We start from the raw sequence: 25,808 nt of genomic DNA, 5'->3' as shown, positions 1-25,808 counted from the left end.
GACTATGTTGCATCGCACTGTTTGAAAACCGCTTTCCTCGTGAGTTCAGTCATGGCATTACCGCAAACCCAACGCAGAATTAGCCCGGAAGAATATTTACAAAGCGAGCGGGTTTCTAACATCAAGCATCAACTAATCGATGGCATGCCGCATCAAATGCCGGACGTCAGTTCCAATCACAATTTACTGACTGGCAATATTGCGTGCAAACTCAAACTGCAGCTAAAAGACACGCCATGCAGAACGTTAATATCCGACATGAAACTACGCGTGGCCGACGATTTTTTCTATCCCGACGTGATGGTGGTTTGCAGTGAGGATAATCTCGATGCTTATTATAAAACGGCGCCTACTATCTAAAACCACCCGCAAATTCGATCAAACCGCCAAACGTCTGCGCTGCAAGAACATCCCCAGCCTGCAAGAGTATGTCTTGATAGAACAGGACAAAGGCGAGATCCAACTGTTCAGTCGCGCCCACCACTGGCAATCGTTTTACTACTACCTGGGCGACCGGATTAGCTTTGCATCCTTAGGTATCAGCATGGCCGTGGAAGACATTTACGAGCGTGTCGACAACGAAGACGTCCTGAGTTTTTTGCAGCAAAAACAGCAAGACGCCTGGCAATCTGCCTCTTGAGCTTAATCCTGCAAAACCGCTTTTTGCAGTCTGGCCCGGCGTTTTTTCAGCCAGATGACTACTCCGGTTACTGATAGCATCACTATCGCCAAACCTAATACGCACACAAAAATCCGGTAAGGCATGCCGAACACGTTGGCCATGTGCAAGGCCGCCAACCAGCTGGTGACGGTATTGCCGGCATATTGGCCGGTGGGCAGTATCAGCAGTTTCTGAGCACCGGAGTTGGCATCGATAACCATGCGAGTACTGCCGTGTTTCTCCTCGACGTCCGCGCTACTGCGTACGTTATACACATAAAAACCCTTGGCCGGATTGTAGCGGAAGCCTTGCTGAGATTCGATAGTAAACCCTTGTTGGCGGGCTGCCTGATCCATAAACTCAACCGCGATACGGTAGGCATCGGCCCAGTTGACCGCCGGTTGTTCCAGCGGTTTTTCAAGATCGGGAAAATCGATCCAGGGTTCGTGATAATCGGTAAATACCGCACGGGTGACAGGCGCATATACCGTGTCGGACAGATTCATAAGTACGCTGGACCAGGCAAATATCAACAACATAACCCACAGCCACAAACCGCCGGCCCGATGCAGATCGAAGTTGATTCGATAGTTCGACCCCTGCCATTTAATTTTCCAGGCCGGTGCCCAGCGTTGCCAAAACGAACGCGGTTCGCCGGCAACCGCGACAATTTTGGTTTTTTTCGCTGCCGGTAGCGTCAGATAAAAACCCACAAAACAATCCAGCGTCCACACCAGCGCGGTAATGCCTAAAATCCAGCCGCCGATTTCATCCAGCGCCAGGGCATAATGCAACTTGTAGACGAAGGGCATCAGGTTGATCCAGCCTTCGGAAATCGCCCCCCAAGTGCGCCGGCCAAGTTCTTCGCCGGTGTAGGGATTCAGAATCAGTTGCGTAAAACCAAGTTCGTACGGCTTACCGCTAGCCGGATCGGTACGCGGAGCCACATCGAGATGCGCGGCATCGTGTTCCAGCCAGATCGAATTGATACTGCCTTGCGGCACCAGCAGTTCGGCCTTGGCTTTCAGCAAGGGCGGACTCAAGCGCGGCGAAGCAGATGTCGGAGCGAATAACTGCGGACTGATTAACTGGTCCAATTCGCTGTAAAACGCCAACAGACTGCCGGTTAAACCGACGATGATCAAAAACACTGTCATCGCCAGCCCGGCGTAACGATGCACAACTACCCAAAAGGGGCGGATTTTCATAGCGGCTCCAGGATGTCCAATAGCATGCGGCAATCATTGCCGTCATGTGTAAGACGTATGAAGCACGCAAAAACCCCACCGCAAAGTGTGATTTGTCATTTCCGCGAAGGCGGGAGTGGTGATTCTTCAGATATATTATTAATCGGCCCCTAAAATACCGTTCCCCATTTGTCTATCGAAGGCCACATCAGGCTGGGCTTCGACGAGCTCAGCCCGAACGGAATACCCGTCATAAAAAGGGCCGGGTTAATAAAAGTTTTATGGCGCGTGATGACTTAGTCCTGCCTATGTGCGTTCCGATTCCGGCTCATCGACCAAGGCTGCGATGACCAAATCGCCGCTAACATTCAAAGTGGTGCGGCACATGTCCAGGAAGCGATCCACACCCAAAATCAAACCCATGCCTTCCGGTGGAATGCCGACCTGTTGCATCAAAATCATGATCAAGGGCAAGGAGCCGCCCGGCACGCCGGCGGTGCCGATGCCGGCCAATATCGACATCAACACCACCTGCACCTGCTGCGCCAACGATAAATCGACACCATAAACTTGGGCCAGGAACAGCACAGTAATGCCTTCGAACAAGGCCGTGCCGTTCTGGTTGGCGGTAGAGCCTATCGTCAACACGAAGCGCGCCACTTCCGGCCGCAGTTTTAAATCCTGTTCCGCCAATTCCAGCGAGCGTGGCAATGTGGCGTTTGAAGAGGCGGTGGCGAAGGCGTAAAGATAAACATCCCGGCATTGCCGAAAAAAACTCAAGGGTTTGATCCGGGTAAAAAAGCGCAGCAGCATGCTGTAGACCACAGCTTGCTGCACCAGCAAACCGGTCACCACCACCAGCACGTAAAATCCCAGCGAAAATAAAATGTGATGTCCAAACTTGAACGTCGATTGAAACACCAGTGCAAACACAGCAATCGGCGCCAGTTTCATCGCGGTATCCACCACCAGCAAGCACGCGACGTAGGTTTCTTCCAATAACTCCACCCAGCGCGACGGCTTGCCGCCATTGGTCGCCGCCAGCGCCGCGCCGAACGCCAAGGAAAAAAACATCAAAGACAGCATCTCGCCTTCCAAAGCCTGTGTGGCGCTGGCGAACGGGTTTTTGGGGATGATCTCCAACAAGGATTGCACCACCGGCTTGGCTTGCGCCACGTTTTGCTGGATTTTGTTCACGCCGCTGCTATCGCCCAACATCTGCGAAATATCCAAACCAACACCAGGCTGCGCCAGATTGACCAGCGAAATCCCCACAGCCACCGACGCCGAACTGGCCAGCAAGGTAAAAAACAAGGTGCGCTGGGCGACCCGCGCCAATCCATGATGATTGCTGAGTTGATACACCCCCAGCATCAAACCGCTCATCACCATCGGCACCACGATCATGAAAATCAGCCGTAAGAATATCTGGCCGATGGGCTCCACCAAGTAACGGTTGATAATCTGCAGAGCCTCGCTGTCGGCAAAGCCATGGCAGATCAGTCCGGCGCAAGCGCCCAGCACTAAACTCAGCAGTAATCGGTGGTGGTTTTTCATAACGGATTAAGAACAGTTAGCGGGGATGCTTTGATCTTAGGGCTTTTGCGGATGCTTTGCTTGATTTCTCGCCGCTCGGCTCTATCCATCGGTGCATAGGGTGCAATAGGCGACAGCCGTATTGCACCGGGGGTTAGCCTTAGAGTCGGTGCAATACGCTGCGCAATTGCACCCTATGTAAATAGTTACAGGCCTAACGCCATCCTTCATCGACATCCAGGAAATCCGAATCATTCGACCAATTGCTTGGATACAGTCCACGCGCCACGTAAAGGTGAAATGTCGAATACGGCCAATCGGCGACTTGTTTAACCAAGCCATGTTTTAACGGGTTGATGTGGCAATAGTCGATATGGTTTGCATAATCGGCTTCATCGAGAATCATATGCTCCCAAAATCGGCGTTGCCAAATGCCACGTTCGCCTCTGGCAATACGCACCGCAGACCGTTTTTCCGTGGCGGGCAACGCTTTGGAAAATGCTTGTTTGATGACTCGCCAGCGGTTAGTGTTATCTTCATCACCATCGGGCAGCGTCCAAACACAATGCAAATGGTCCGGCAACACCACCCAGGCATCGATGTGAAACGACCAACGTTTTCGGGTTTGCTTAACAGACTCTCGAAGCAGGTCGATATGCCGAACCAGCAGGTCGTTGGAATGACGTTCCAGGAGATTGACGGTAAAAAAATAAGTCCCGCCAGGAATACGGTAACGGCGATAGTTGGACATAAGTGATCCATATCCGACGAAAAGGTAGAGGATTACAGCGTATTGCGCTTTTTATATTACCAGCTCAGATTGTATAGGGTGCAATAGCGCCAGCGTATTGCACCAATTCGAAAGCCAACACTCGGTGCAATACGGCTAACGCCTATTGCACCCTATGATCACGTCCTATCGGAGTATTAGTACGGCTTATCGCGTTGATGCATGGATTAAAACTGGTAACCCGCAAGCGTGACTTCAATTATCCTGAGCTTGATGTGATCAACCCTTGGCGAGATTGAGTTGCTGGACTATCTGGATTGCCAGTTAACTATCATTTTCACGCAGAGCTTGGGAATGATGAAACTAGAGTTATTTGCTCGAAAGCCGATAAATCACGTTAACATGCTTTACGATCTTGATTCTCGACGGGATGAAGGTGATTTTGGTTTTATCGTCACGGTGTTGCGATTTTTTGAACATCATGTCCGATTTCAAATTTGGATGGGAAATACCGAAATATTCGTCCAAGCCTCGGAAACCACTTTCCGATATTGCATAAGGTGCTTCCAATGAAGTGTGCATGCCATTTGCCATATTTTCAGCGTCGGCTTGAGCGTTGGAACAGGCTTCAACCATCAGTGCCGCTTCGATTTCCTTACGTTGAACGACATCGAATTTTGAATCAATGTCGGACACATTGGCAATTTTCAATAGCTTTTCCATCAATGACGTATAAGAATCTAGATTCGGTAGTATGATTGAAAACTTCTGCTTAACCTCATATCCCAAGATTTTTAGTTCCGTATAATCTTTTTCCTCCCGAACGACGGTTTTATCGATATCATATGTTTCCAGCCCCTCTCTTTTAAGTCCTAACGCATGATAAAAGTCGATAATTTCCAGACTTTGTTTTTGTACGGTAGCAAATGCTTTCTCCGAGTTCTCATCATAAGCACCTACATAAAAAGTAATAGTTACCGTGTTGGGCTGAACTTCTTTTTCGGCTTCTCCCGTCGCATACAATATTGGAAAATCTGGCCACTGAGCGGCAGGAACAAAAGTTATATGCATTAGCAAAAAAACTAATGTAATCAACTGTTTTTTCACGTAATAGCTCCTTGAATTAGAATTTGCAAAATTGACGTTTGGTTAACATTACCGGACAACTACCCGCCCCGCCAAACTATTCCCCTGCACCACTTCGTTATACATATCAAAGCCACTCGCTGGCGGGATTGAAGCACTGCCAGCTCGGGCGACGCGCCAGACTTGGTACAAGGTCAATTCGCCGCCGACTTGGAGTTTGGCGACGCGGATGATGCGATCCGGGTAGCGTTGGGTTTCCTTGATTCCGGCCCAATAGCTGTCGTCTTTGGCTTGGATTTTGGCGTCGGCCAGGTAGGTTTCGTCGTTTTCCTGGCCTTCCGCCAGGCTGGGGATGCCGTCTTCGATGACCACAAACTCGCTGCCGGGTGTAGGCCGGCCGGCGTCGGCGCTGCGTTTGACCCGCACTTCGCTGACTACCACGTCGCCGGGTTTCAAAGCTTGGCTCATGTCGATCAACTCGCTGCCTTTGGCGGTGATGCGGCGGAAGCTGCGTTGTACTTCCAGACCGGCGGCGCGGGCCGCGAGAGCCGGATATGGCACCTCAACGCCAACTGTGGCGCTGGCGATTTCGTCGGCATTCAGCTCGGCGAGCCGGATTTCGCTGAGATCAGGCGTGTCGCCAAAGCGGTTGAAGTTGCCGAGATAGCCGCCGGGGATACGCTGCAAGGTGCCCAACGTGAATCCTTCCTTGCTGCTGATCGAAATGCTGCGAGCGCTCTGCTTGGCAGCGGCGACCGCTTCCTTACTGAGCAATTCGCGACTGTTGAAAATCACCTGCGCGGTATCGTAAGTGGATTGCCAATAGCCGTTTTGCTGGGTTTGCAACAGCAGGCGTTTCAGCTTGGCTTCCAGCGCCGGTGGCAAGGCCTGTACATCATTTAACACGCCCAAGCCAGAGGAGACTAGGCTGGGCAGCCCAAAGCCAAAACCCAAGCTGTTATACAACGCGCCATCTTGACGTTGATAGCTAGCCAGGTCGATGGCATCCAAGGCTAGTTGTAAGCGTTTGACCAAGTCGTTTTTCAGCTGCGGCCGGTCTTTGAACTGTTGATTAAAACTGTGCCAATTTTGATTTTCGTAGGCCTTGACCATACGCAAAGCCGCGACCAAGTCGTCGGCCCCGGCATGCGCATTCGCAAGTGTTTTTTCGACAAAATCGGCTTGCTGTTGCCAAGGTGCGTTGTAGGCATAGCCCACCGTTGCAAAGCCGCTCAACACAAAACCATCCAGCAGGGTATTGCCTTCGCCGTGCAGATTCAGCCATTCCATGCCTTTGTAGTAGGCGTTATTCACCCCCTCCAGTTGCAGTTCGTTGGCGTATTTCAAGGCTTGTAATGCGATCAAAGTCACCGGCACGGTGGCTTCGCTGTCGCTAGGCCACAAGGCAAAGCCGCCGTCGGATTTTTGATTTTGAATCAATTTACGCACACCCAATGCCGCATTCTGTTTGGCGCGTTGCAAAGTCTTTTCCAGCGGTCCCAATTGCTCGGGCTGCAGGCCGGCGCGGGCGATTAAATCCAGCAACACCAGATTCGGCACGGTGCTGTGCGCCAGCTGCTCGGTGCAACCGTAAGGGTATTGCACCAGCATGGCCGCCGCTTGCAGCGCAGCGCCCAACAGACCGGAGTTGACCCGCACCGTCACTTGCCGAGGCTCGGCTTGGGGGGGCAGATCGATACGCAACAGATTGTCCTGTTGCACGCTGCTAAACACCTGCGGCAGCGCGGCGGCTTTTAACGGAATCTCAAATTCCTCGGCACCGCCGACCCGCACGCCGGCTGGGGCCTTTAAAGCCACCTTCAGCGCCGGCGCGCCTTGCCGGTCGTTGGCACTTAAGCGCAACGGCCACAGTTGCTCAGCTTTGCCGGCCAGTTCGGCTTGCGGCGCGGTTTCGCCGCTTTGCAAAGGCAGGGTGTCCGGAAGGCTGATGCTGCCGGCCAGTTTCACCGGCTGGGCCAAATGGTTGGTCAGTTTCACCGCTAAGTCCACTTCATCGCCTTGCCGCAAAAATTGCGGCCCAACCATGTCCACCGCTACATCGGTGACGCTACGGAATTGGCCGGTGGTTTCGCCGAGGCGGCCGTCCTTATCGCTGGCAACCGCCGTGACCAGCCATTCGGTGACGTTGGCCGGCATATCCACATCAATAGTGGCTCTGCCTTTGGCGTCGGTAACCACATGCGGAAACCAACCGGCGGTGTCGCGCATGGCTTTTTTCGCCAACTTGCTTTGGCTTTTCAAGGCGCTGAGCGAGAAGTTGGGTTTACGCAGCAAGTCTGCGTAGCCGTAGCCTTGCAGATCGTCGGAGTAGAAGGTCGCTAAATTGCTGCGTTGCAGCGGATAGAAAAAGTCGAAAATGCCGGGCCGAAACTCGGCTTGCACCGCATACACTGCGCGGTCGACGATGGATACCGCGATTTCGGTATTCGCTGCCGGACTGCCGTCCGCACGTTTGACTTGCAGCTTGATTTGGGTGGGTTTCAGCGGTTCGGTTTCGGCTTTTTCCGGCTCGATAGCGATTTGCAAACGCTTTTCCCAGGGCACGATACGAAAACCCAGGGTTTGTTCCTTGTATTTGCCGCCAGCTACCGGCACGGTCACGGTGTGGTAAAAGCCGGTGCCGTATTCGGGTTTGGCAGTCACTTCAAACCAGCGGCTGCGGCCTTGAGCTTGGGCGCTGCGGCTATCGAACAAACGCGCGCCGGCCACGGTTTCCCAGATCGCGCCGCTTTCGTTATTGCCCCAGGCCTTGGGCAATAAGGCGAACACCTTGGCTTGCTCGCCGGGGCTGAGGATGGTGGTGGGTGTGTACAACTCCAGTTCCGGATTGTCCGCCACCGCCTCGCCGCCATTACCGGCCACGATTAAAGTGCTGGGCTGCGAGCTGGCCGGATGGCTAAGATTTTTGCCATCCAGGTTTTCCAGACGGGCCACAGCGGTGAGCCGACCGAATTCCTTCAAGGCCGGGATAGTGAGCTTTTGCTGACCGCGTTCGTCGGTGGCAAAATCCAGTTTCACCAGACTGCGCTTGCCACTGCCGGGTTGTTCCAACATCACATCGACCACGCCGCCAGCCTTAGCAGCCGGTTTGCCGTCGGCATAGCTGGATTGCAGCAGTAGCTGCAAATCCTGATCGCCCACCGCCGCCACAGTTTTGTTAAAACGCACCGCTGGTTGTGCTTCCGACAAAGTAGCGTAGATGCTGTCGGTCAAAATCGCATTGCCGCCGGCCGCGTCCTGGGCGCGCACCATCAAGGAATAAATCCATTCCTGATCCGGCGTTTCTTTGTCTGAGGTGGGCACGGTAAATTCGAAGCTGCCGTCGCCGCTTTCGTCCAGCTTGGCGGCGGTTTCCCAAGGGTTGCTGGCATCGACCGCTTGCCGTTCTTCGATAGAACTGTACAAGCGTTGCGGCTGAGTTAATGGCGCGGCGGATTTAACTTGGCCGAAATAATCGTTGCCAGCCGTCAACCCCGCGCCCGCTTCCGTGACGAATTGCGGCGCTTCGAATTTTTTCCGGTACAGAAACACCTCGAATTTGACGTTCTGCGGCACGCCACCGCTGTAGCGTTTGGCGCGGAATTTTAATTTAAACGGCTGACCAGCCTGCACCAGCGGGCTGCGATCCAGCCATTCCAGGTAAAACGTGGGTTTGATGTAATCGCGCACCCGAAATTCGCCGCCGTAAGCTTTGTGATCGATCTCCGCCAACAAACGATACAAGCCCGGCGTCTGGCTGGCATCCAGATCGAAACTGCCGGAAAACGAACCGAAGTCGGTCAACTGCGTCTGGCCTTGCAAACCGGTGGCATTGCCGTCGGCGCGAATCAGCGACACATCGGTTTGTTTGGATTGAAAGGCCGGAATCCGCAACTGGCCGTCCTGCAAATTACGCACGATGCCTTTGTAGAAAAAAGTCTCGCCAGGCTTGAAGATCGGCCGGTCGGTCATCACGAATACCGCGTCGTCCTTGGCTTGCGTCGGCAGAAAGTCGGTAGCGGTCAGCGCGGTACGCGCCGCTTCGCCGGGTTTGGCGGCCGGCGCATCGACTCGAACCAGCAATTTGCCGTCCAGAACGCCGTCGGGATTGTTAAAGCTCAGCTCGCCGGCGGCGTTGGTGCCGGCCGGCAAGGTTTGCCAGCGGCCACGACCATCGCGATAACTGACTTTGGCGCCAGCCAGCGGTTGCAAATCGCGGTTCATCGCCCGCACCAGCAGCTGCTCGCTGGATTGCTTGACCTGCACCGCCAGGCTGCTGACCTGAATCAGACACTGCGCTTCGTTCTTGCCTTGCACCGCTTGCAGCAGATAAATACCGTCCGGCAACAGATCGAGTGCAATCTGGCGGACTTTATAACGATGCTCGCTCCAGGTGTCTTCGTTAAACCACCAACCCAAATCATGGGTTTGCTGGCCGTTGCGCAGCAAATCCAGATAGCTTTCCTTCACTACCGTAAAACCCTTCGGCGGTGCCACCAACACCTGCTGCGGCACCGACACTAACGGTTTTTCGGTGACGGTCAGCACCGAACCGCTGAAGTTGGTTTCTTTTAAAGACTTGCGAAACTCCACATCCAGCATGCCGCGCAGCAACTGCAGCGGAGATTGCGCGTTGTTCAGGCCCTTGGCGAAGTAATGCCCGGGATTAAGCTCACTAACCGGCTGCTCGTAACTGCGGCTGACGTTGAATTGGCCATCCAGAAAGGATTCCAGATTATTGGCTTTCAGCACCCGAAACAGCATGGGTTGGTCGGTTAGGGTGTAGTCCAGGCGGATGTTGGGCGCTTCAGTGTTGGTGAAGCTGCGTTCGGCGGTTAAATAAAATGGGCTGCCGGCCCATGAAGCGGTTGAGGTTAGTAATGTTACTAGCAGTAAGAAATGGCTGATGGCTTTGAGTAGGGCATTGGGATTTTGTGTCGCTGTCGCGACGGGTAACTTGATGTCGCTTCGCGGACCGACAGCCGCGATACTTTTCTTTGTTTGGCCAAAGAAAAGTATCCAAAAGAAAAGCCACCCGGATGCCGCTTCAGCCCTGCGCGCCGAAGGCTTGGAACCGGGTTTTCCGCAGGGGCTTCCCAGCCCCTGCGGAAAACGCGATGCATCCCTGCATCGCCCCTGTCGGGCTGATCCGTTCCAAGCCTCCGGTGCTCGGCGCGGCATACGGGATAAAAACCTGGCACTTACAGAAGCAAACTGAGCTAACATTGGATTTCCTGTTGAAATATGGAAAAGCTGCATGGACTACCTGCATAGCCCGATAGCTGATTTTCTTCGCGGCCCATTACTGTCAACTCCGCAAGGTTGGGTCGTTATTGGTTTTTCAGCTATTTATCTAATTTTCGGTTTTCTTATTTTATGGATTGGTCTTCCGCCAATATTTGGCTTAAAAACAGATGTGTTAGCGACTATTTGTTTTCTGTGGCCCGGCATTTTGTTTTTATATTTCGTTCGGGTGAGCAGCCCATCGTTTTATCCTTCATTTTCAGAAGCCGCTTGGTTATGCGTCTACGCTATCGCTCCCATCGGTTTTTGCCTTTATAACAATTGGCATTCAATTTTTTCTTGAAAACTCATGGCAGCCAGTGGTTTTATCCCGTATGCCGCGCCGAGCACCGAAGCTTTTGCCGAGAATAGCCCGATAGGGGGGCGGCAGGGATGCCGCTCGTTTTCGGAGGGGCTGGGAAGCCCCTTCCGAAAACCCTCGGCAAAAGCTTCGGCGCGCAGGAAACAAGCGGCGTTCGGGTGGCCTTTTCTTTGGATACTTTCTTTTGGCCACGCAAAAGAAAGTATCGCGGCTGTCGGTCCGCGAACCGACATTAAACAGCCCGTCGCGATAGCGACACATTCTCCAAACAACTCAACAACAAGATCAAAAACCCACTCATTTCCCACCTTCCTGAGCTATCAACTTACCTGCCAAAACAGCACTAGAATCCCCCTCAATCCTTCCCGCATAACTCAAAATCGGCAAGCTCAAAAACAACTTATCCCCCTCCTGCCGCATCGCTGCCTTGGCGGCTTCATAGTCTTGCTGCCAGCGCGGCGCAAACTCGTTGGCTTCTTGGGCAACGCCCGCGCCACCAGCCAGAAACAGTTCGCGCACCGCCGCGCCGGGGTTGATGAAGGCTGTCAGTTGCGCCGCTTGCATACGCTGCTTCTCGGCGCCGCGCTGCCAATCCAAGGGACTTAAGGATTGTTTATTGCAGGCGTCTTTCATTCGGGTCAACAGGCTTTCCGAGCTGGCGGCCAGGAACAAGCTGCCGCCGGCACATTCCGCGCCGAGATCCGGATTTTTTAAATATTGAGAATAGGCCGCGCTGGCTTGCGGCTGCTGAGGATTGGCGACGATGACGCCGACTGCGCCGGTCGGACTGTCGGCGGTGAAATCCCAAACTAGGCCCACACCGGCCGGCTCGATGCCGGGCGGATTGGGAGACGGGCCGTTCGCCGCCAATGCTTGCCAGTCTTCGGTAGTCAGATCGGGCGATAGGGCCAAGCTGGCGGCGACGCCGGCAAAAGCGTCATGCGGAATACTGGCTAACACACCTTCGAATAATTGCCCGTGCAATTGGGCTTGCCAAGCCGCAGCTGGCAGATTCAGCGTACCCAGTTGACCGTCTTTCAACACAAAATCCCATTGCAACGGATAGGTCGGCGCCCCGGTCAGCACCGGCAGCAAATTATCGATAAAGGCTTCGCTGCGTAAGGTCAAACTCAATGGCGCATCGCTGCGGCGGCTTTGCGGGGCGATGCTGTCGATGACGTTGAGCAAGGCTTCCAAGCTTTGCGCCAGATAAATCCGCTCGCGGAATTGAGTGAAAAACAGCTTTTGCAAACCAATGCGGGTTTCCAGGATCGGTTCCGGCAATTTATTGAGGCGGTAACCACTAGTTGCCAACACGCCGGCCAAGGCCGGCATGGCTTGATCGGCAAACTGGCTGTCGCTGCGCGAATAGCTGATGACCCAGCCCTGGCTGGCGTGGGCCATGTCGTAATGCAGCTCGGCGTTGGCGGCGATGGCGTCGCGCAGCAGTTGCGCCAGAAATTCGCCTTGCAGGCCTTCCAGGTTGAGTTGCTCGGCTTTGACTTTTAGACTTTGCAGCAAGCCGAAAAACAGGCCTTGTACGAAGCGATTGCCGACTAAGCTTTGCACTTGCGGCTGCGCATCCCACCAGTTTAAAAACGCTTCGCCCTGATTGAAATTCAGGGTAAACGCCACCGGATGTTTCTTTACATACCAAGTTGCCTTCTTTGGACAATCGGCCGGGCGCTGCACAGTCACGTCCATCGTAGTACCTGAGCCGACATCGCCGCCGGTCAAGGCTGGGCAATGGTCGTCGCCGGCCGGCACTTCGTCATTGCTGCCCACCAACGAGGTGTTGGCGTCCAAATCGTTGTTGACCGCATCGCGCAATTTTACAGTGAGATCCAGCAAGGGCAGGCCGGCGCGCATCAAGCGGCTTAAGGGTTGCCGGGAATAATCCTGGTAGCCAACGATGCCGGCGGTAGCGGTCAGCACCGCCGCCGAGACGATCACGGTCAGGCGTTTTGCGGGGCTAAGCGGTTCCATTCGTACACTCCAAGGAAATAGGGATTTTCCGGGCGGGGGATCCACACCGGATCGGGCGATTGCAATAATTCGGCGACGCTGACCACCCGCACCTGGGCTTCTTCGCCCTGGGCGCCGTTGTGGTACACCGCCAGATTCTGCGGATGACCGGCAGCAAACAGCATCAAGTGATAGGGCTCGTCGTTGACCAAAGGTTTTTGATAAACCAACAAATCGCCACTTTGTGCCGCAGCCAGGTCGCGGGATTTCAAACGAAAGTTGTAGCCGATCAAGGTTTCGGCATCGGCAAAATGGCCGTAACGCGGTTGACCGTTACTCAGGCCGGTTTGCCAGATTTGCGGGTAGTCCGGAATGGCTTTGCGGGCCTGTTCGGATAAAGGTGGCAATTTTAGTTTGGCCGGGACGCCGAGTTTGGCGGTGCGGGTGGCGTCGCGAGGTTCTAAAGCGGTGCGATAGGCAAATCTAACTAGGCCGGCGCAATCGCGTTGTTTGGGTTCCCAGAGTGGGCTGAGTTTGCGGGCTTGCAGCAAGGCCACATCGGTGACGACTTGGCGCAACGCGTCGGCGTCTTGCGGAGGCAGATAGCCCAATTCTGCCGCGCCATCCTCGGCCTCGCCTTCGCGCTTGGGTTCGTGTTTGATGTATTCCTTCACTTCCGCCGGCATATCCCGTTCGGCATCCTGGCCGGGTACATAGATTTTCGCCGGCTGGCGGTTGCCTTGGATCACCACGTAAGCCAGGGTTTTGGTTTCGCCGGGCCGGGCCAGTGGTTTTTGCACGCGGCGCCGGCTTTCTGTGGGTAAGCCTTCGTCGAGAATAACGTCCAGATTGGCTAGGGTATGTTGCACCGCGCCGCCCGGCCAATAATTGGTGTCGATGCGGAACACGCCGAGCGGCGGGGCCGGATGCACGTAAAGATAAGGCCCGTAGCCGGGTTGATCGAAATTGTCGCCGTTTTGATTTAAAAAGAAGATGCCGCCGCTGTTGGAATTAGTATCGGCCCAATATACATGGCTGTTATCCGGCTCATAGATATGTAAGTCGGTGTAGACGCCGTCGCTGTCGCTGGTTAGCACTACTTTCAGGCCAATCGAAGAAATCACTGCATCGACCGTGGTCGAAGCTTTGGCGACACCTGCGCTGTTGGCACATTCGGCAATCACGGTGTTCTTGCCTTTTGCGGCTGGAAACGCCCTGGAAAAGCTGCCGTTGGTATTGCGCACGTAATAACGCACGCCGTTGATGTTGACCACAATCGGATCGGCTGCCGGGTCGGAACAGGTGCCGGCTACCGTGATCTGCAGACCGCTGGTCCAACCGCCGGCCGGCTTACTTAGTGTCAACGTTGGCGCTGTGGCCGGCCCGGTAGGGACTGGATGTTGCTGACCACGACGGGCCAGAATATCCGGATCGTCGCTAGGCGCGGCGAAGCTTTGAGTCGATAAAACCAGCAGCACGGCGGCAAAGCAGCCCAGCCGGCGGGCATCGAACAAATGAGGTATCCGCATTGAGGCCTCCATCGGGCTATGGGATGTAATCAGTGCTGGAAATGTAGCAAGCAAATCGGCTAACGGCAAATCTAACTGCCGGTTGTTCTGCGTAACGTGGACAGACCAGATTTTTTGGCGCAAAAAAAATCCCTCGTTCCGCCTGGAGCGAGGGATCTTCTTAAGTCAAGAGATAAACGGCAAAAGAAGGGTAGCCGATAAGCGCCTGTTATTAGCCGGATATGCCGAGGTCAGAATTAAATTGAAATCCGACGGCGTTGCAGACCCAAAAAGCCAACCAAACCACTCAAGAACATCCAGGCAGCAGCTGGCAGCGGAATCGGAGAACCTAAACCGCCGCCGCCGGCTGTATCGCCGTTGCTAACAAATGAATCACTATCTCCGTTCGCGCCAATTGATCTGACATGTAAGCCGATACGCAATACGTCGTCTTGCAAGCCGCGCCCAAGGTCCAAAAAGCTAACGCTAGTTTGCAATGCTATACGAATACCCAGTAAATCGTTACTGGCGTTGATCCCTTTACTGGGATTGCCTGGATTAACGTCCGCACCAAAGCCGGAAGTTGCAACAAAAGGGCTAGCCAGTGTGTTGCCGGCTGGCAAATTGCTTGGGTTCAAGGTACTGCCGAAATCGGTAGTGCCACCAAGCTGTAGAAACGGAGCATATTGAGACAGCAGAAAATTGCTATCGTCAAAATAGATTTCGGCAATATTGGAAGCAATGCCAACAGCATTTTTAAAGGTGAATAACACGTCATTGGTGCCGATACTTTGGTTCAAAATTGAAAAAGCATCGGCTTGATTGAATACTTCAACACTCAATTGGCTCGCCACGTTTTGACTACTGTTACTGGTAACACGCGTAAAACCGAGGCTTATGGGCGACGCAAAAACTTGGGCGCTGGATAACAGCAATACTCCAGCTGCTACAAACGATTTGCTTAAAACGAACGATTTCATTGCAAGGTCTCTCATGATTTTAAATTCGATGCTTTATTCTATAGACTCAGAAAGTGGCTCACAACCCTCCCAAAAGGGTAGTAACCACGGATGAAGTTATTCCTGCGTCCCCTGCAAACGGGTAATCCAAGCGTCTTTCGCATTCGGGTCAACATGAAATGCCAGCGCCACCGGTTTGTGCAGCAAGCCTTCCTCACCGGACGCGTTAGGGTTGAGTTGGCGTTTTTCCACAAAATCGATCATCCGTCTCAGGTGATAAACCAGCAGTACGCGATTAGTTTCACTGCCTTTGTAGATTAAATAGCCCACGTTGTCCTCACTTAAATCCGGGTTGCGAGCAATCAACGCAGCGAGTTGTTCGTCGCAAATACCGGCCAAGCTTTTCAACACCGAATCCGGATGCTGGCGGATCAATTGCTGTAAATGCGCGACCAAGTTGCCAGTCAGTTGCTGCTGTTGCAATTGCTCCAGTTCCGCATCGCTGCACAAAAAGCTTTCCGCGACCAAATAATGCCGGTCGCGCTCGCCATCGTTGGCGAACAAGGAGATTTTCGCTACCGCTGTGTCTTCCAGGGCATTAAGAAATTCTTGCGGCGAACGAATATGTTTGTCGATGGTGACTACCCAGGGCAAGGCGCGACCGGTGGCTTCAAAACGCGACTTCACGCTGCCGATCACACCGGAACGCGACAATTCCAGTTCCCGCCCGACCGGTTTCACCAGAAATGCATCGACGGCGGCAATCTGGGTGCGAAAGCCGGCGGCCTGGAAGTGTTTGATGGCGGTTGAATAGCGCGGCGAATAGGGAATGCCGGTGCCGTCGTAGAGAATATTGATCCGCAGCTCGCGGGCCTGTTGCGCAACCAAGTCGCGCAGCCGATTGGCGAAGGGCTCGACGTAAACGTAGTCGTCGCTATGGTGATTGGCGGCGGTCAACAAACGGTACAAATCGCTGAGCTTTCTGAATTCGTCCAGGGAGGCGATGACGAAATTGTCGCCGCATAGCGCCGTGGCGATTTCTTCGACCGCGGTTTTACCGGCCCCGGCGCCGCCCATGCTCATCAGAAACTGCGGTTGGTCTACCGGGGTTTTACCGGCAAAAATAGCGTCCCGGGCAGCGATTAAAATCCGGGTAATTTTAGCCAGACGCTCGTAGGCAATTTCCACGGTACGGCGCAAGCGCACTTCGTGGCGGGCAGCGACCAGCATTTTTTGTTTTAAGGCTTCGTTGTCCGCCAATAAAAACAGATTGGCTTGCTCGCCGGCGCATTGTTTCAATAAGTCTATTAATTCGGCTTGGCTGGGGGAACGCAAGCCGGTGAGCATGTTCACGTCCAGGCAAAACAGCGGGGCGACACCGTCTTCGCGGATCGGGATTGCGTCGATCTCGAATTTGCCGGGGGCGCGCAAATCTTCGGTGCCCGGCAGATAGCCGATGATGTGCTCGGACACGCTCAAGGGATTGTCGGCAAAGTGCTGGCCGGCGATCAGTTGTTCGGCGGTAATGCTGCTCAACGGCACTAGGCCGCCGGTCACCGTCACTAGGCATTCGATGCCGTCGCTCGTGGTATGCGACAGGAATGGAATACCCAGCAAAAAGCGTTTGTTCTCCGGCCATTTGCCGTAGCGGTTGGCCCTGTTATGTAGGCTTTTGATCCGCCGGGGATCGAGGGCGTGGGCAAAGGCCCGGCTCAGGGCCCGGTGCTGGCTGCCGTGATCGTGCAACACCAAGGCGTCTTCGGCGGTTAGGCGGCGAAAATCGATGCCTTGTTCGTAGACGGCCTTGAAGGCCGGCAGGTTACCCAGCGCGGTAATGAAAAAATCTAGGGTGATGCGATTGCCGTAGCCATAAGGCCGGATCACGCGTAACGAGTGATAAAAGTTGGCAAGCCGCTCGGCGATGTCGTCGCTATGAATCACAAAGCCGTTGTTGTCGAAAATCGCCGTATCGCTATTGCTGTCACCATCCAACACCAAACGCTCGATGGCCACGCGAAACTGTTTGCGCTTACCGGCATCCGGCATGGTGCCGGGCCGGTGCGTGACCGTGGGCTGTTCCTTCCAATCACTGAACATTTCGCGATGAATGCGCGAGTACAAGCCGGTCATATAAGTGACACGCTTGGTCTGGTCGTGCGAAACAGTGATTTCCAGCTCTTGCAGCAAGGTCGACAATAAACCGGCTCCTTGGGCAATAGCCAGTGCAGTACGCAGGCGTTTCAGCGGTCGGTAACCCGGAATGTGCCGACTGGGGTTTTGCATGATCCACCCTCTTATTTTTTATAGTTATTATTTTCTGGGAGCTGATCTTAACTGGTTATTGGCGGAGAAGGAATATTGGCTGAATGTCTTTCATCGGAGAGCTACCATTGTTGGCGGCTGAGAAGTCAGTTGCGGCGTGGTATAGCGCTCCTGGTGATGACGGCGCCGGAATATCAATGCACAGATTCTGCTTGTCTGGAGCGATATTAGTACGATTCTTCAAAGCCCCGTTGACGTCTCTGGCGAGCACTTTTCAGGTACAATAAACTCATTTTTTATCTATCAAGTGGCTCCCGACGTGTCGATTAGCAAAAACGATGTCTCTACTTTTCAGGGCCTGATTCTGACCTTGCAGGAATACTGGTCAAATCAGGGTTGTGTGTTGTTGCAACCTTTGGATCAGGAAGTGGGTGCCGGCACTTTCCACCCCGCCACGTTCTTGCGCGCCATCGGTCCGGAGCCTTGGAACAGCGCTTACGTACAACCTTCGCGGCGCCCGACCGACGGTCGTTTCGGCGAAAATCCCAACCGCTTGCAGCACTATTATCAGTTTCAGGTGATCATGAAGCCGTCGCCGGATAATATCCAGGAGTTGTACCTGGGATCATTGCGGCATCTGGGCCTGGATTTGCTGGAACACGACATCCGTTTTGTGGAAGACAACTGGGAGTCGCCAACGCTGGGTGCTTGGGGATTGGGCTGGGAAGTCTGGTTGAACGGCATGGAAGTGACCCAGTTTACCTATTTCCAACAGGTCGGCGGCCTGGAATGCCGGCCGGTAAGCGGTGAAATTACTTACGGCCTGGAACGGATTGCGATGTATCTGCAAGGTGTGGAGTCTGTGTACGATTTGGTTTGGACCCGCGGTCCGCAAGGCGTGGTTACCTATGGCGACGTGTTCCATCAAAACGAAGTGGAAATGTCCGAGTTCAACTTCGATCACGCCAATGTCGATTTTCTATTCCAATGCTTCGACACCTACGAGCGTGAATGCCTGATGCTGCTGGAGAAAAACTTGCCGCTGCCGGCTTACGAAATGGTGTTAAAAGCTTCTCACTCCTTTAATCTACTCGATGCCCGCCACGCTATTTCGGTCACCGAGCGGCAACGCTACATCTTACGGGTACGCAATATGGCCAAATCGGTCGCCGAAGCCTATTACAACCGCCGGGAAGCGTTGGGCTTTCCGATTCTCGCCAGACAGGGAGCGTAATCATGACCGAGACCAATCATTTATTGTTTGAACTGGGCTGCGAGGAATTGCCGCCGAAGTCTTTGAAAAAACTCAGTCAGGCCTTGCTGGACAACATTTTGGCCGGTTTGCAAGAAGCCGGCTTGAGCTACGACCAAGGCCGTGCCTATGCCACGCCACGCCGTTTGGCGGTATTGATAGACGATCTGCAAACCTTTCAGGCCGATAAAGTTGTGGAAAAGCGCGGCCCCGCCATTCAGGCGGCATACGGACCCGATGGCACGCCCAGCAAAGCCGCATTGGGTTTTGCCGCCAGTTGTGGTGCGTCTTTTGAGGATTTGGAGAAGCTGGAAACCGACAAGGGTTCATGGCTGATCTTCAAACAAGCGGTGAAAGGCCAAGCCACTGCCGAGTTGATCCCTGAGATTATCCGCAAAAGCCTGGCCAATTTACCGATTGCCAAACGCATGCGCTGGGGCAGTTTCGATGCCGAATTTGCCCGGCCAGTACATTGGGCGGTTTTGCTGTTTGGTTCTGAAATTCTGATTACCGATATTCTTGGTCGCACGACCGGCCGCGTCACCCGTGGCCACCGCTTTCATTCACCACTGGATTTGAGCATCGGCAGTCCGCACGAATATTTGGACATCCTCAAACAGCATGGCAAGGTGCTGGCCGACTTCGAAGAACGCATGACCATTATCCGCGATGCTGCCAATCAGGCGGCCAGCAATGTTGGCGGCATTGCCCATATCGAAGACGACTTGCTGGAAGAAGTGGCGGCATTAAACGAATGGCCGGTGCCGGTCGTGGGTAATTTCGATGCGCGTTTTCTGGAATTGCCGCAGGAGGTGTTGATTACTACGATGCAGGCCAACCAAAAATATTTTCCGGTGAAAAATGTCACCGGAAGGTTGCTGCCGCATTTCATTACCTTCGCCAATATCGAAAGCTCCAACCCCGATTCCATCCGGCAGGGCAATGAGCGCGTGGTGTTGCCGCGTTTGGTCGATGCCGAGTTTTTCTGGAAACAGGATAGAAAACAATCGCTGGCTGAGCGCGTCGACAGCCTGAAAAGCATCGTCTTCCAAAAAGACCTGGGTACCTTGTTCGATAAAACCGAACGCGTTGCGCATCTGGCGGCGTTGATCGCCGAAAAGTTGGACGCGGATGTGGAATTAGCCAAGCGCGCCGCACTGCTGGCTAAAACCGATTTGATGACCAATATGGTCGGCGAATTCGCCAATCTGCAAGGCACGATGGGTCGCTATTACGCAGCTGCGGACGGCGAACATGCCGACGTGGCTTTAGCATTGGAAGAACATTATTATCCCAAGCAGTCCGGCGGCGCGACGCCGAGCGGCCAAATCGGCCAAGTGTTGGCACTGGCGGAAAAAATAGACACCCTGGCCGGTATTTTCAGCGCAGGCTTGATTCCAACAGGCGACAAAGACCCATACGCTTTGCGCCGAGCTACACTGGGCATCTTGCGGGTGTTGATCGAAAACGGTATTGCGCTGGATGTCGTGGAACTGCTGGACGCGGCGTTGGATCAATTCAGCCACGGCTTTAATAAAAGCGAAACCCGGCAGAAAGTGATCGCTTTTCTGTTCGATCGCTTAAAAGGCTATTGTCTGGATCAGGGCTACACCAGCCACGAGTTCGAAGCGGTCTTGGCGGTCAACCCAACCAGTCCTTTGGATTTCATGCTGCGTATTCGCGCGGTACAAAGCTTTAGAGCCTTGCCGGAAGCGGAGAGCCTGGCGGCGGCCAACAAGCGCATCATCAATATTTTGAAAAAATCGGATCAAGCACCTACTGAGACGATTGGTGCTCTGGTCGAAGCGGCGGAGAAAAATTTGTTGGCGGCAGCCGAGCAATCGGAAACCGACATTTTGCCCTTGCTGGCCGAACAGAATTATCCGCTGGCTTTGAGCCGGCTGGCGCAATTACGCGATAGCGTCGATGCGTTTTTCGATAACGTGATGGTCAACACCGACGACGAAGCGTTACGTAACAGCCGTTTGGCATTACTGGCCAAATTGTCCAATCAATTCTTGAAAATCGCCGATATTTCCAAACTGCAATCGTGACCGAGCGTTACGTTATTCTGGATCGGGACGGCACTATCAATGTCGATTCCGACGACTTTATCAAATCACCGGAAGAATGGCTGCCGCTGGCCGGCAGCCTGGAAGCCATTGCCCTGTTAAATCGGCATGGCTACAAAGTCGTGGTGATCACGAATCAGTCGGGGATTGCCAGGGGCTTATTCGATTTGGCAACGCTGGCGGCGATACATGCCAAAATGCTGCAATTGACGTCGCTGGCCGACGGACACATAGAAGCCATTTATTTTTGCCCCCACGGTCCCAAGGACACTTGCGACTGCCGCAAACCCCAGGACGGACTGTTTCAGAGGTTTGCCGCCGACACGCAAGCCGATTTGAGCCGAACTTATGCGATTGGCGACTCCTTGCGCGATATTCAGGCTGCTGAGTCAGCCGGTGCCAAACCGATTTTGGTCAGAACCGGGAAAGGCGAAAAAACCGCTATTGATAATCCCCTACTCAACGTTCCTATTTTCGACAATCTTTATGACGCAGCCACGCACATCATCTCGACAAGCTGATTTCAGAGTCTATTTAGGCTCGACATTACTATTCATTTACATAGTATTCTCGACGCTGATTGTTGGGGTAGCCATTTTGGGCGGGTTTTTTCTGCCGTTTCCGATGCGCTATAAAATCGCCGATGTTTGGATCAACTGCCTACTGTTTATGCTGAAGTTGTGTTGCGGCTTAAGTTATGAACTGGAAGGGCTGGAAAACATTCCGCGCGACAGCGCGGCGATTATCCTCAGCAAACATCAATCGGCTTGGGAAACGGTGGCTTTGCGGCAATTCATTTCCCCGCAAACTGCGGTCCTGAAAAAATCGTTGCTGCAAATTCCGTTTGGCGGCTGGGCGTTAGCTACATTAAAACCCATCGCCATAGACCGGCAGAATCAGAAAGAGGCGCTAAAAATGCTGATCGATCAAGGCATCCAGCGCTTGCAGGAAGGTTTGTTCGTGGTGGTATTCCCAGAAGGAACCCGAGTGGCACCGGGAGCGCATAAAAAATTTAATGCGGGCGGCTCAATGCTGGCGCAAAAATCCGGTTTTCCGGTGATTCCGCTGGCTCACAATGCGGGTGAATATTGGCCGCGCAACAGCTTTTTGAAATATCCGGGCGTTATTAAGGTCAAGATTGGGCCAGCTATTAGTAGCATCGATAAAAAATCAAAGGATATTAATGCAGAGGCCGAAGCCTGGATTAATAAAGCGATGTTGGAAATCGATGCAGAACGAACAGCAGGGTAATTCGAATTAGGGAATCAAAACTTAATCTGCAAAAAAAAGGCCCGCATTCGCGGGCCTTTTTCTTCAAGCTTAAAGATTAAAGTGCTACAGAAGTAGAGCTAGAAACTTTTTGTTTTGACGCATCTGGATCGTCCATGCAACCGCTCAGGCCAACAATCATCAGGGTCATAGCTAAAAGAGATAATACTTTTTTCATAACATCCTCCAAAATAAAAGTTTTTTATATTTTTGCGCGTGCTGAATCTAAACAAAAAATTAAGCACGGCGAGATTTAAACATGCCGAAGCAGTTTGGCGCAAACTAAATCTGTTTGGAGGAAAAGAATCAGGAATATAAGGCCCACATGCGTGGGCCTTACTCAGGAAGGAATATCCTGCCAGGGCTAGGATTATTTAACCCCTGAACCTTGTTGGCTAGGTGAACCATAGCCTTTTGGTTTTGGATTGCCTTGGTCTGGGTCGTCCATGCAACCGCTCAAGCTTACAATCATCATCACCATAGCCAAGACAGAAAATACTTTTTTCATAACATCCTCCGATTTAAAGGTTTTTTATTTTTGTGTGTACTCAAATTCAAGCACGCAAAATTTATAGCATGACAAAACCGAGTATGCAATACCCTAGATGTTTACAAAATATCGATGTCCTTCGGTAGATTGATCTTTATGTCCTTTCCAGCCCATTGTGCGGTGCCTATTGCTTGCCATTCTCCAGCCAAGTTGCTGTTCCTGAGGTCTTTTTCCCACACAAACGGTGCTCGAATTCTTTTCATTTTGACGATAAATTGTGTGCTATCCAGGTCTAAGTCGGTCTTTATCCCCCAGAACGCCGTCACTTTCATGATGAATTTTTTCAAGCGGAGCTCGTCGATATTCGGCGTTACCGCGATGTTGGCCCACATGGAGTGCACCCGTCCCCAATTCGGCGCCAACAAGCGGCCTTGCCGATCAACAAACGGTAACCATTGCTCTTCACCGTTGGCATTCAAATAGGAAATAGCCAGTAAGCGGTCATAGCCTTCGAAATGGTCGTGAAGATACAGCGCGTGCGGGGTGATGCCCAAAAACGTGTGAGACATCATCAAGACCGCGTTGCTCATATCCGCCAGCATACTGGTTATCGGCGACTGGCGGGTATCGACATGCAAGCGGTACAGCAAGCCATAGTGAAAGCTGCTGTTGAACTGAAATAAGATCAACACCAGCAACACTTTGCTGATTTTGTGTACCCGACTTCTGGCCGGTAAGGCATGTTCCGCTTCGAAAATTCGCTCATACCAACTCGGTGGTAAGTTTTCAGCTGATGCCGGCAGACAGCTCACATCGCACGCCAATCGCGTCCGCGAATCGGCAATCGCCCGATAGCGCCCGCATATTAACTGATAAAGTAGCGGCAGTTTCATGGTCCAACCTATCATCGCGGTGTAGCGCATCGAGATTAAAATTTGCGAATAAGTATCAACGCCGGCATAAACCCGTCCATCGCCATCCACCGCGTACAAATCGGTCAGCAGTTGTTTTTCGCCCAACTCGGCTAGAGCTGGATAGTCAATTGCGAACACTTGTGCGGGTTTGAAATCGACACCGTGCAAAACGTCGAAATGATTCAGCGTCAAAACCGTGCGATTGCACAATGGGCATTGTTGGTCGTAAAACACCGTCAATAGTGGCTGTTTGACCCGTAGAAAGGTACCGATATTTCTATACCAAGCAAATGGCATCACCAAGGCATAGAAAATCAGCATGCCCATTCCGAACGGGTAAATATTGAAGGATAGGGTAATGCCCAAATGCAAGGAAATCCCGACCAGAAAGTACAACCATCTGAACTGGCGGCGATGAAAAAACAACAGGAAAGTAAACTGGAATACGATGATGGTGTAGCCGATGATTTTCTGCAAAATCTCGATATTTAACAGCCAGGACAAATCCAGAGCGGACATGTAATACGGAATCGAAGACGGCAACCAAGCACCCAAGCCGTTGCGCCAATGCTCGGCAAACATCTTGTGTATCGCAGAATCGAAATACAAAAAGCCCAGACAAATTGCGACCGGCAGATAGTAGGTCAGTGCGGATACTTCCGGAGCTGGGTATTGAGAATAATGGGTGAAGGGGCGCAGCAATTTCTTCCTGAGGCTATCAACGGAAAAGGCTTGCTCCATAGGCATAAAGATCAGAAAGAAATTGGCGCCGATCATGAACAAATCGAAGCCGCCGTCGAAATCGCGCTGCATAGGCGTGAAATTAACGAATAGCAGCCAAAAAATGTAGTTAGCAACACTGGCCGCCTGGCAGCGGTAGCCGATGGCCAAGCAAAACGCCACCAGGGCCCACAGCCAAAGGAAGAACGGAATCATCGGAAACTCGACATCCATAAACGGGATGGGGTCGAATATCAAGTGGTTGAAATACAGCAGAAAGAAAACTTCCTGCAGTGTCACCAACCCGAACAAAAGCCTGAAAAAGCCTACGCCGGTAGCGGGTACTTTTTTAGAGTAAAGAGCATTGACTTTCTGAGCTAACAGTTTGTACATGGCGGGTCGGCAGGCTAAAAGTCCACAGATTATAAGGGATTTGAACGAGGTATGCGTCAGGCAAAAAAAAAGCGGCTACGGGATCTATCCGTAGCCGCTTTTTCCAGAAAAGCTTTGTAAGCGAGGGGTGTAGCTTACTCTTCGTCTTTAGGCTCAGCAAAAACCCATTTCACAAAGAAGTATCCTGCAGCGATGATAACCAGCGCTCCAATCATGCCCGACGGTTCTTTCAGCATTTCTGTTAAATCTAAGATCGCTCCCATGGGTGCCTCCTACCTTTAGTTAGTTGTTATAAAATTTGCCATGTCTTTGGCGGTCGAGCTTCATATGTTACTTTAGCCACCTTCAAAGTCAAGCGATTCATGGCTATCGCGGAAACATCCGACCGCAATTGCCATCCAGGTGGATTATGGTAGTATGCCTTCTCAACCTGAATTTTGAGAATTATAAAAACAGTTACAACAAGGGGAATAGATATGATTGGTGGCGTAATAATGATTTTGACGGCAATCTGGGTATATCAAACCCTGATAAAAGCCAAAACGGGTAATGTGCTGATGTGGGTTGCCGGCTGTGCCATAGTGTTCTTGGTCATTCAGGTGATGTTTTACAACATCAACATCATGATCATCGACGGCTTGGACGGTAAAGATGTCGGCGGCGAATATGATCGCGACCTGACCAGCGTCGGCGATAGAAAAACCCAGGAAGGCGCCGGCGGCTGGTTCATGCCGGTTTTCTTCGAATTACTGCCGCCGTTTGCCGGTGTACTGGCCGTGGCTCTTATTCGTTGTCAGTTTATTTTGAAACAAGCGCTGACACCAGCCAACCTGTTCAGCGGCATCAAAGAGTTGTTTGTCAGCATCAAAAACAGCTTCAAAACCTCCAGCAACTAACCCTGCTGACACCGAAGCCCAAGGCCGCTTGGGCTTCGTTACCGCTGAAACTCCTCAGCCGCCGGTAACTGCGGATACAATGCTGACTATGGTTAAAATAAACAACACAGTCGCAATCAGCCCGACGACAATATAGGCAGGCAAAGAGCCGTGCTGAAAATCAAGCTCTCTATTCTTATTGCTTTGTACGCCGATCACGGCGGCAAACACGCTTTTTATGACATGCAATAGACTGGGTTTAGACATGATTTCCCTCAAAATTTGGTTTGATAATAAAGCGGACTAGCCCACCGATATTCACCC

The 25,808-nt window shown here is 52.6% G+C and carries 21 protein-coding genes; 8 read left to right on the top strand and 13 right to left on the bottom strand.

What is annotated here, in order from left to right:
* Window positions 1-51: 51 nt before the first annotated feature.
* Together EBB_RS25745 and EBB_RS25740 are read left to right on the top strand one after the other, a co-directional pair.
* Window positions 52-360 (top strand): Uma2 family endonuclease, encoded by a 309-nt coding sequence (locus EBB_RS25745; protein WP_225587202.1) that lies wholly within the window; start codon window positions 52-54, stop codon window positions 358-360.
* Window positions 329-640 (top strand): Uma2 family endonuclease, encoded by a 312-nt coding sequence (locus EBB_RS25740; RefSeq protein WP_225587201.1) that lies wholly within the window; start codon window positions 329-331, stop codon window positions 638-640. Before EBB_RS25745 ends, EBB_RS25740 begins: the two co-directional genes overlap by 32 nt.
* Window positions 641-642: 2 nt before the next feature.
* Here EBB_RS25740 and EBB_RS02090 read toward each other — a convergent pair whose 3' ends face one another.
* The 5 genes from EBB_RS02090 to EBB_RS02070 form a co-directional block, all read right to left on the bottom strand.
* Window positions 643-1,869: a PepSY-associated TM helix domain-containing protein gene (locus EBB_RS02090; protein ID WP_192392250.1), complete on the bottom strand. Its 1,227-nt coding sequence runs from the start codon at window positions 1,867-1,869 to the stop codon at window positions 643-645.
* A gap of 285 nt (window positions 1,870-2,154) precedes the next feature.
* Window positions 2,155-3,405, bottom strand: coding sequence for a dicarboxylate/amino acid:cation symporter (locus EBB_RS02085; RefSeq protein ID WP_192392249.1), 1,251 nt, complete (start codon window positions 3,403-3,405; stop codon window positions 2,155-2,157).
* Window positions 3,406-3,598: 193 nt separating this feature from the next.
* A complete protein-coding gene (locus EBB_RS02080; protein ID WP_192392248.1) occupies window positions 3,599-4,135 on the bottom strand; it encodes an REP-associated tyrosine transposase in 537 nt (178 codons plus the stop codon).
* A 348-nt stretch (window positions 4,136-4,483) separates the two neighbouring features.
* Window positions 4,484-5,221, bottom strand: coding sequence for an SIMPL domain-containing protein (locus EBB_RS02075; RefSeq protein WP_192392247.1), 738 nt, complete (start codon window positions 5,219-5,221; stop codon window positions 4,484-4,486).
* 48 nt (window positions 5,222-5,269) lie between these two features.
* On the bottom strand, window positions 5,270-9,964 hold the full coding sequence (locus EBB_RS02070; protein ID WP_225587200.1) for an MG2 domain-containing protein: 4,695 nt from the start codon (window positions 9,962-9,964) through the stop codon (window positions 5,270-5,272).
* 493 nt (window positions 9,965-10,457) lie between these two features.
* On the opposite strand from EBB_RS02070, the gene EBB_RS02065 reads away from it, so the two are divergent.
* Window positions 10,458-10,787, top strand: coding sequence for a hypothetical protein (locus tag EBB_RS02065; RefSeq protein WP_192392246.1), 330 nt, complete (start codon window positions 10,458-10,460; stop codon window positions 10,785-10,787).
* A gap of 315 nt (window positions 10,788-11,102) precedes the next feature.
* Here EBB_RS02065 and EBB_RS02060 read toward each other — a convergent pair whose 3' ends face one another.
* The 4 genes from EBB_RS02060 to EBB_RS02045 form a co-directional block, all read right to left on the bottom strand.
* A complete protein-coding gene (locus EBB_RS02060) occupies window positions 11,103-12,791 on the bottom strand; it encodes a hypothetical protein (protein ID WP_192392245.1) in 1,689 nt (562 codons plus the stop codon).
* Window positions 12,761-14,299 carry a DUF1175 family protein gene (locus EBB_RS02055; RefSeq protein WP_192392244.1) on the bottom strand — a complete coding sequence of 513 codons (1,539 nt, stop codon included), beginning with the start codon at window positions 14,297-14,299 and terminating at the stop codon, window positions 12,761-12,763. The genes EBB_RS02060 and EBB_RS02055 overlap by 31 nt, the downstream gene beginning before the upstream one ends.
* 236 nt (window positions 14,300-14,535) lie before the next feature.
* On the bottom strand, window positions 14,536-15,258 hold the full coding sequence (locus tag EBB_RS02050) for a VPLPA-CTERM sorting domain-containing protein (protein WP_192392243.1): 723 nt from the start codon (window positions 15,256-15,258) through the stop codon (window positions 14,536-14,538).
* A gap of 96 nt (window positions 15,259-15,354) precedes the next feature.
* Window positions 15,355-17,520 (bottom strand): zeta toxin family protein, encoded by a 2,166-nt coding sequence (locus EBB_RS02045; RefSeq protein ID WP_192392242.1) that lies wholly within the window; start codon window positions 17,518-17,520, stop codon window positions 15,355-15,357.
* 298 nt (window positions 17,521-17,818) lie between these two features.
* On the opposite strand from EBB_RS02045, the gene glyQ reads away from it, so the two are divergent.
* From glyQ to EBB_RS02025, 4 genes are read left to right on the top strand one after another with little or no spacing between them, the layout of a single operon-like run.
* Window positions 17,819-18,733 (top strand): glycine--tRNA ligase subunit alpha, encoded by a 915-nt coding sequence (gene glyQ / locus EBB_RS02040; protein ID WP_033156860.1) that lies wholly within the window; start codon window positions 17,819-17,821, stop codon window positions 18,731-18,733.
* A gap of 2 nt (window positions 18,734-18,735) precedes the next feature.
* Entirely contained in the window at window positions 18,736-20,805 is a 2,070-nt protein-coding gene (gene glyS, locus EBB_RS02035; RefSeq protein ID WP_192392241.1) for a glycine--tRNA ligase subunit beta, read from the top strand.
* The gene (gmhB, locus tag EBB_RS02030; RefSeq protein WP_192392240.1) at window positions 20,802-21,344 is read left to right on the top strand and encodes a D-glycero-beta-D-manno-heptose 1,7-bisphosphate 7-phosphatase; all 543 of its coding nucleotides are present in this window, start codon (window positions 20,802-20,804) and stop codon (window positions 21,342-21,344) included. Before glyS ends, gmhB begins: the two co-directional genes overlap by 4 nt.
* Window positions 21,310-22,074, top strand: coding sequence for a lysophospholipid acyltransferase family protein (locus EBB_RS02025; protein ID WP_192392239.1), 765 nt, complete (start codon window positions 21,310-21,312; stop codon window positions 22,072-22,074). The genes gmhB and EBB_RS02025 overlap by 35 nt, the downstream gene beginning before the upstream one ends.
* A 388-nt stretch (window positions 22,075-22,462) precedes the next feature.
* Here the strand turns inward: EBB_RS02025 and EBB_RS02020 are convergent, their stop codons facing one another.
* From EBB_RS02020 to EBB_RS26395, 3 genes are all read right to left on the bottom strand, one after another.
* On the bottom strand, window positions 22,463-22,600 hold the full coding sequence (locus EBB_RS02020) for a hypothetical protein (RefSeq protein WP_020483805.1): 138 nt from the start codon (window positions 22,598-22,600) through the stop codon (window positions 22,463-22,465).
* A gap of 101 nt (window positions 22,601-22,701) precedes the next feature.
* Window positions 22,702-24,609, bottom strand: a complete 1,908-nt coding sequence (locus tag EBB_RS02015) for a DCC1-like thiol-disulfide oxidoreductase family protein (RefSeq protein ID WP_192392238.1) — start codon at window positions 24,607-24,609, stop codon at window positions 22,702-22,704.
* Window positions 24,610-24,743: 134 nt separating this feature from the next.
* Window positions 24,744-24,872, bottom strand: a complete 129-nt coding sequence (locus EBB_RS26395; protein ID WP_020483807.1) for a hypothetical protein — start codon at window positions 24,870-24,872, stop codon at window positions 24,744-24,746.
* Window positions 24,873-25,085: 213 nt separating this feature from the next.
* Between EBB_RS26395 and EBB_RS02010 the strand changes: the two genes are divergently transcribed.
* Window positions 25,086-25,505 (top strand): hypothetical protein, encoded by a 420-nt coding sequence (locus EBB_RS02010; RefSeq protein WP_026147058.1) that lies wholly within the window; start codon window positions 25,086-25,088, stop codon window positions 25,503-25,505.
* A gap of 54 nt (window positions 25,506-25,559) precedes the next feature.
* Here the strand turns inward: EBB_RS02010 and EBB_RS02005 are convergent, their stop codons facing one another.
* Window positions 25,560-25,751 carry a DUF2970 domain-containing protein gene (locus EBB_RS02005; RefSeq protein WP_033156854.1) on the bottom strand — a complete coding sequence of 64 codons (192 nt, stop codon included), beginning with the start codon at window positions 25,749-25,751 and terminating at the stop codon, window positions 25,560-25,562.
* Between the last annotated feature and the right edge of the window lie 57 nt (window positions 25,752-25,808).

The sequence above is a fragment of the Methylomonas fluvii genome (assembly GCF_014850975.1).
In the GTDB taxonomy this organism is placed as follows: Bacteria; Pseudomonadota; Gammaproteobacteria; order Methylococcales; family Methylomonadaceae; genus Methylomonas; species Methylomonas fluvii.
This window is presented reverse-complemented; position numbering and strand designations above follow the sequence as displayed.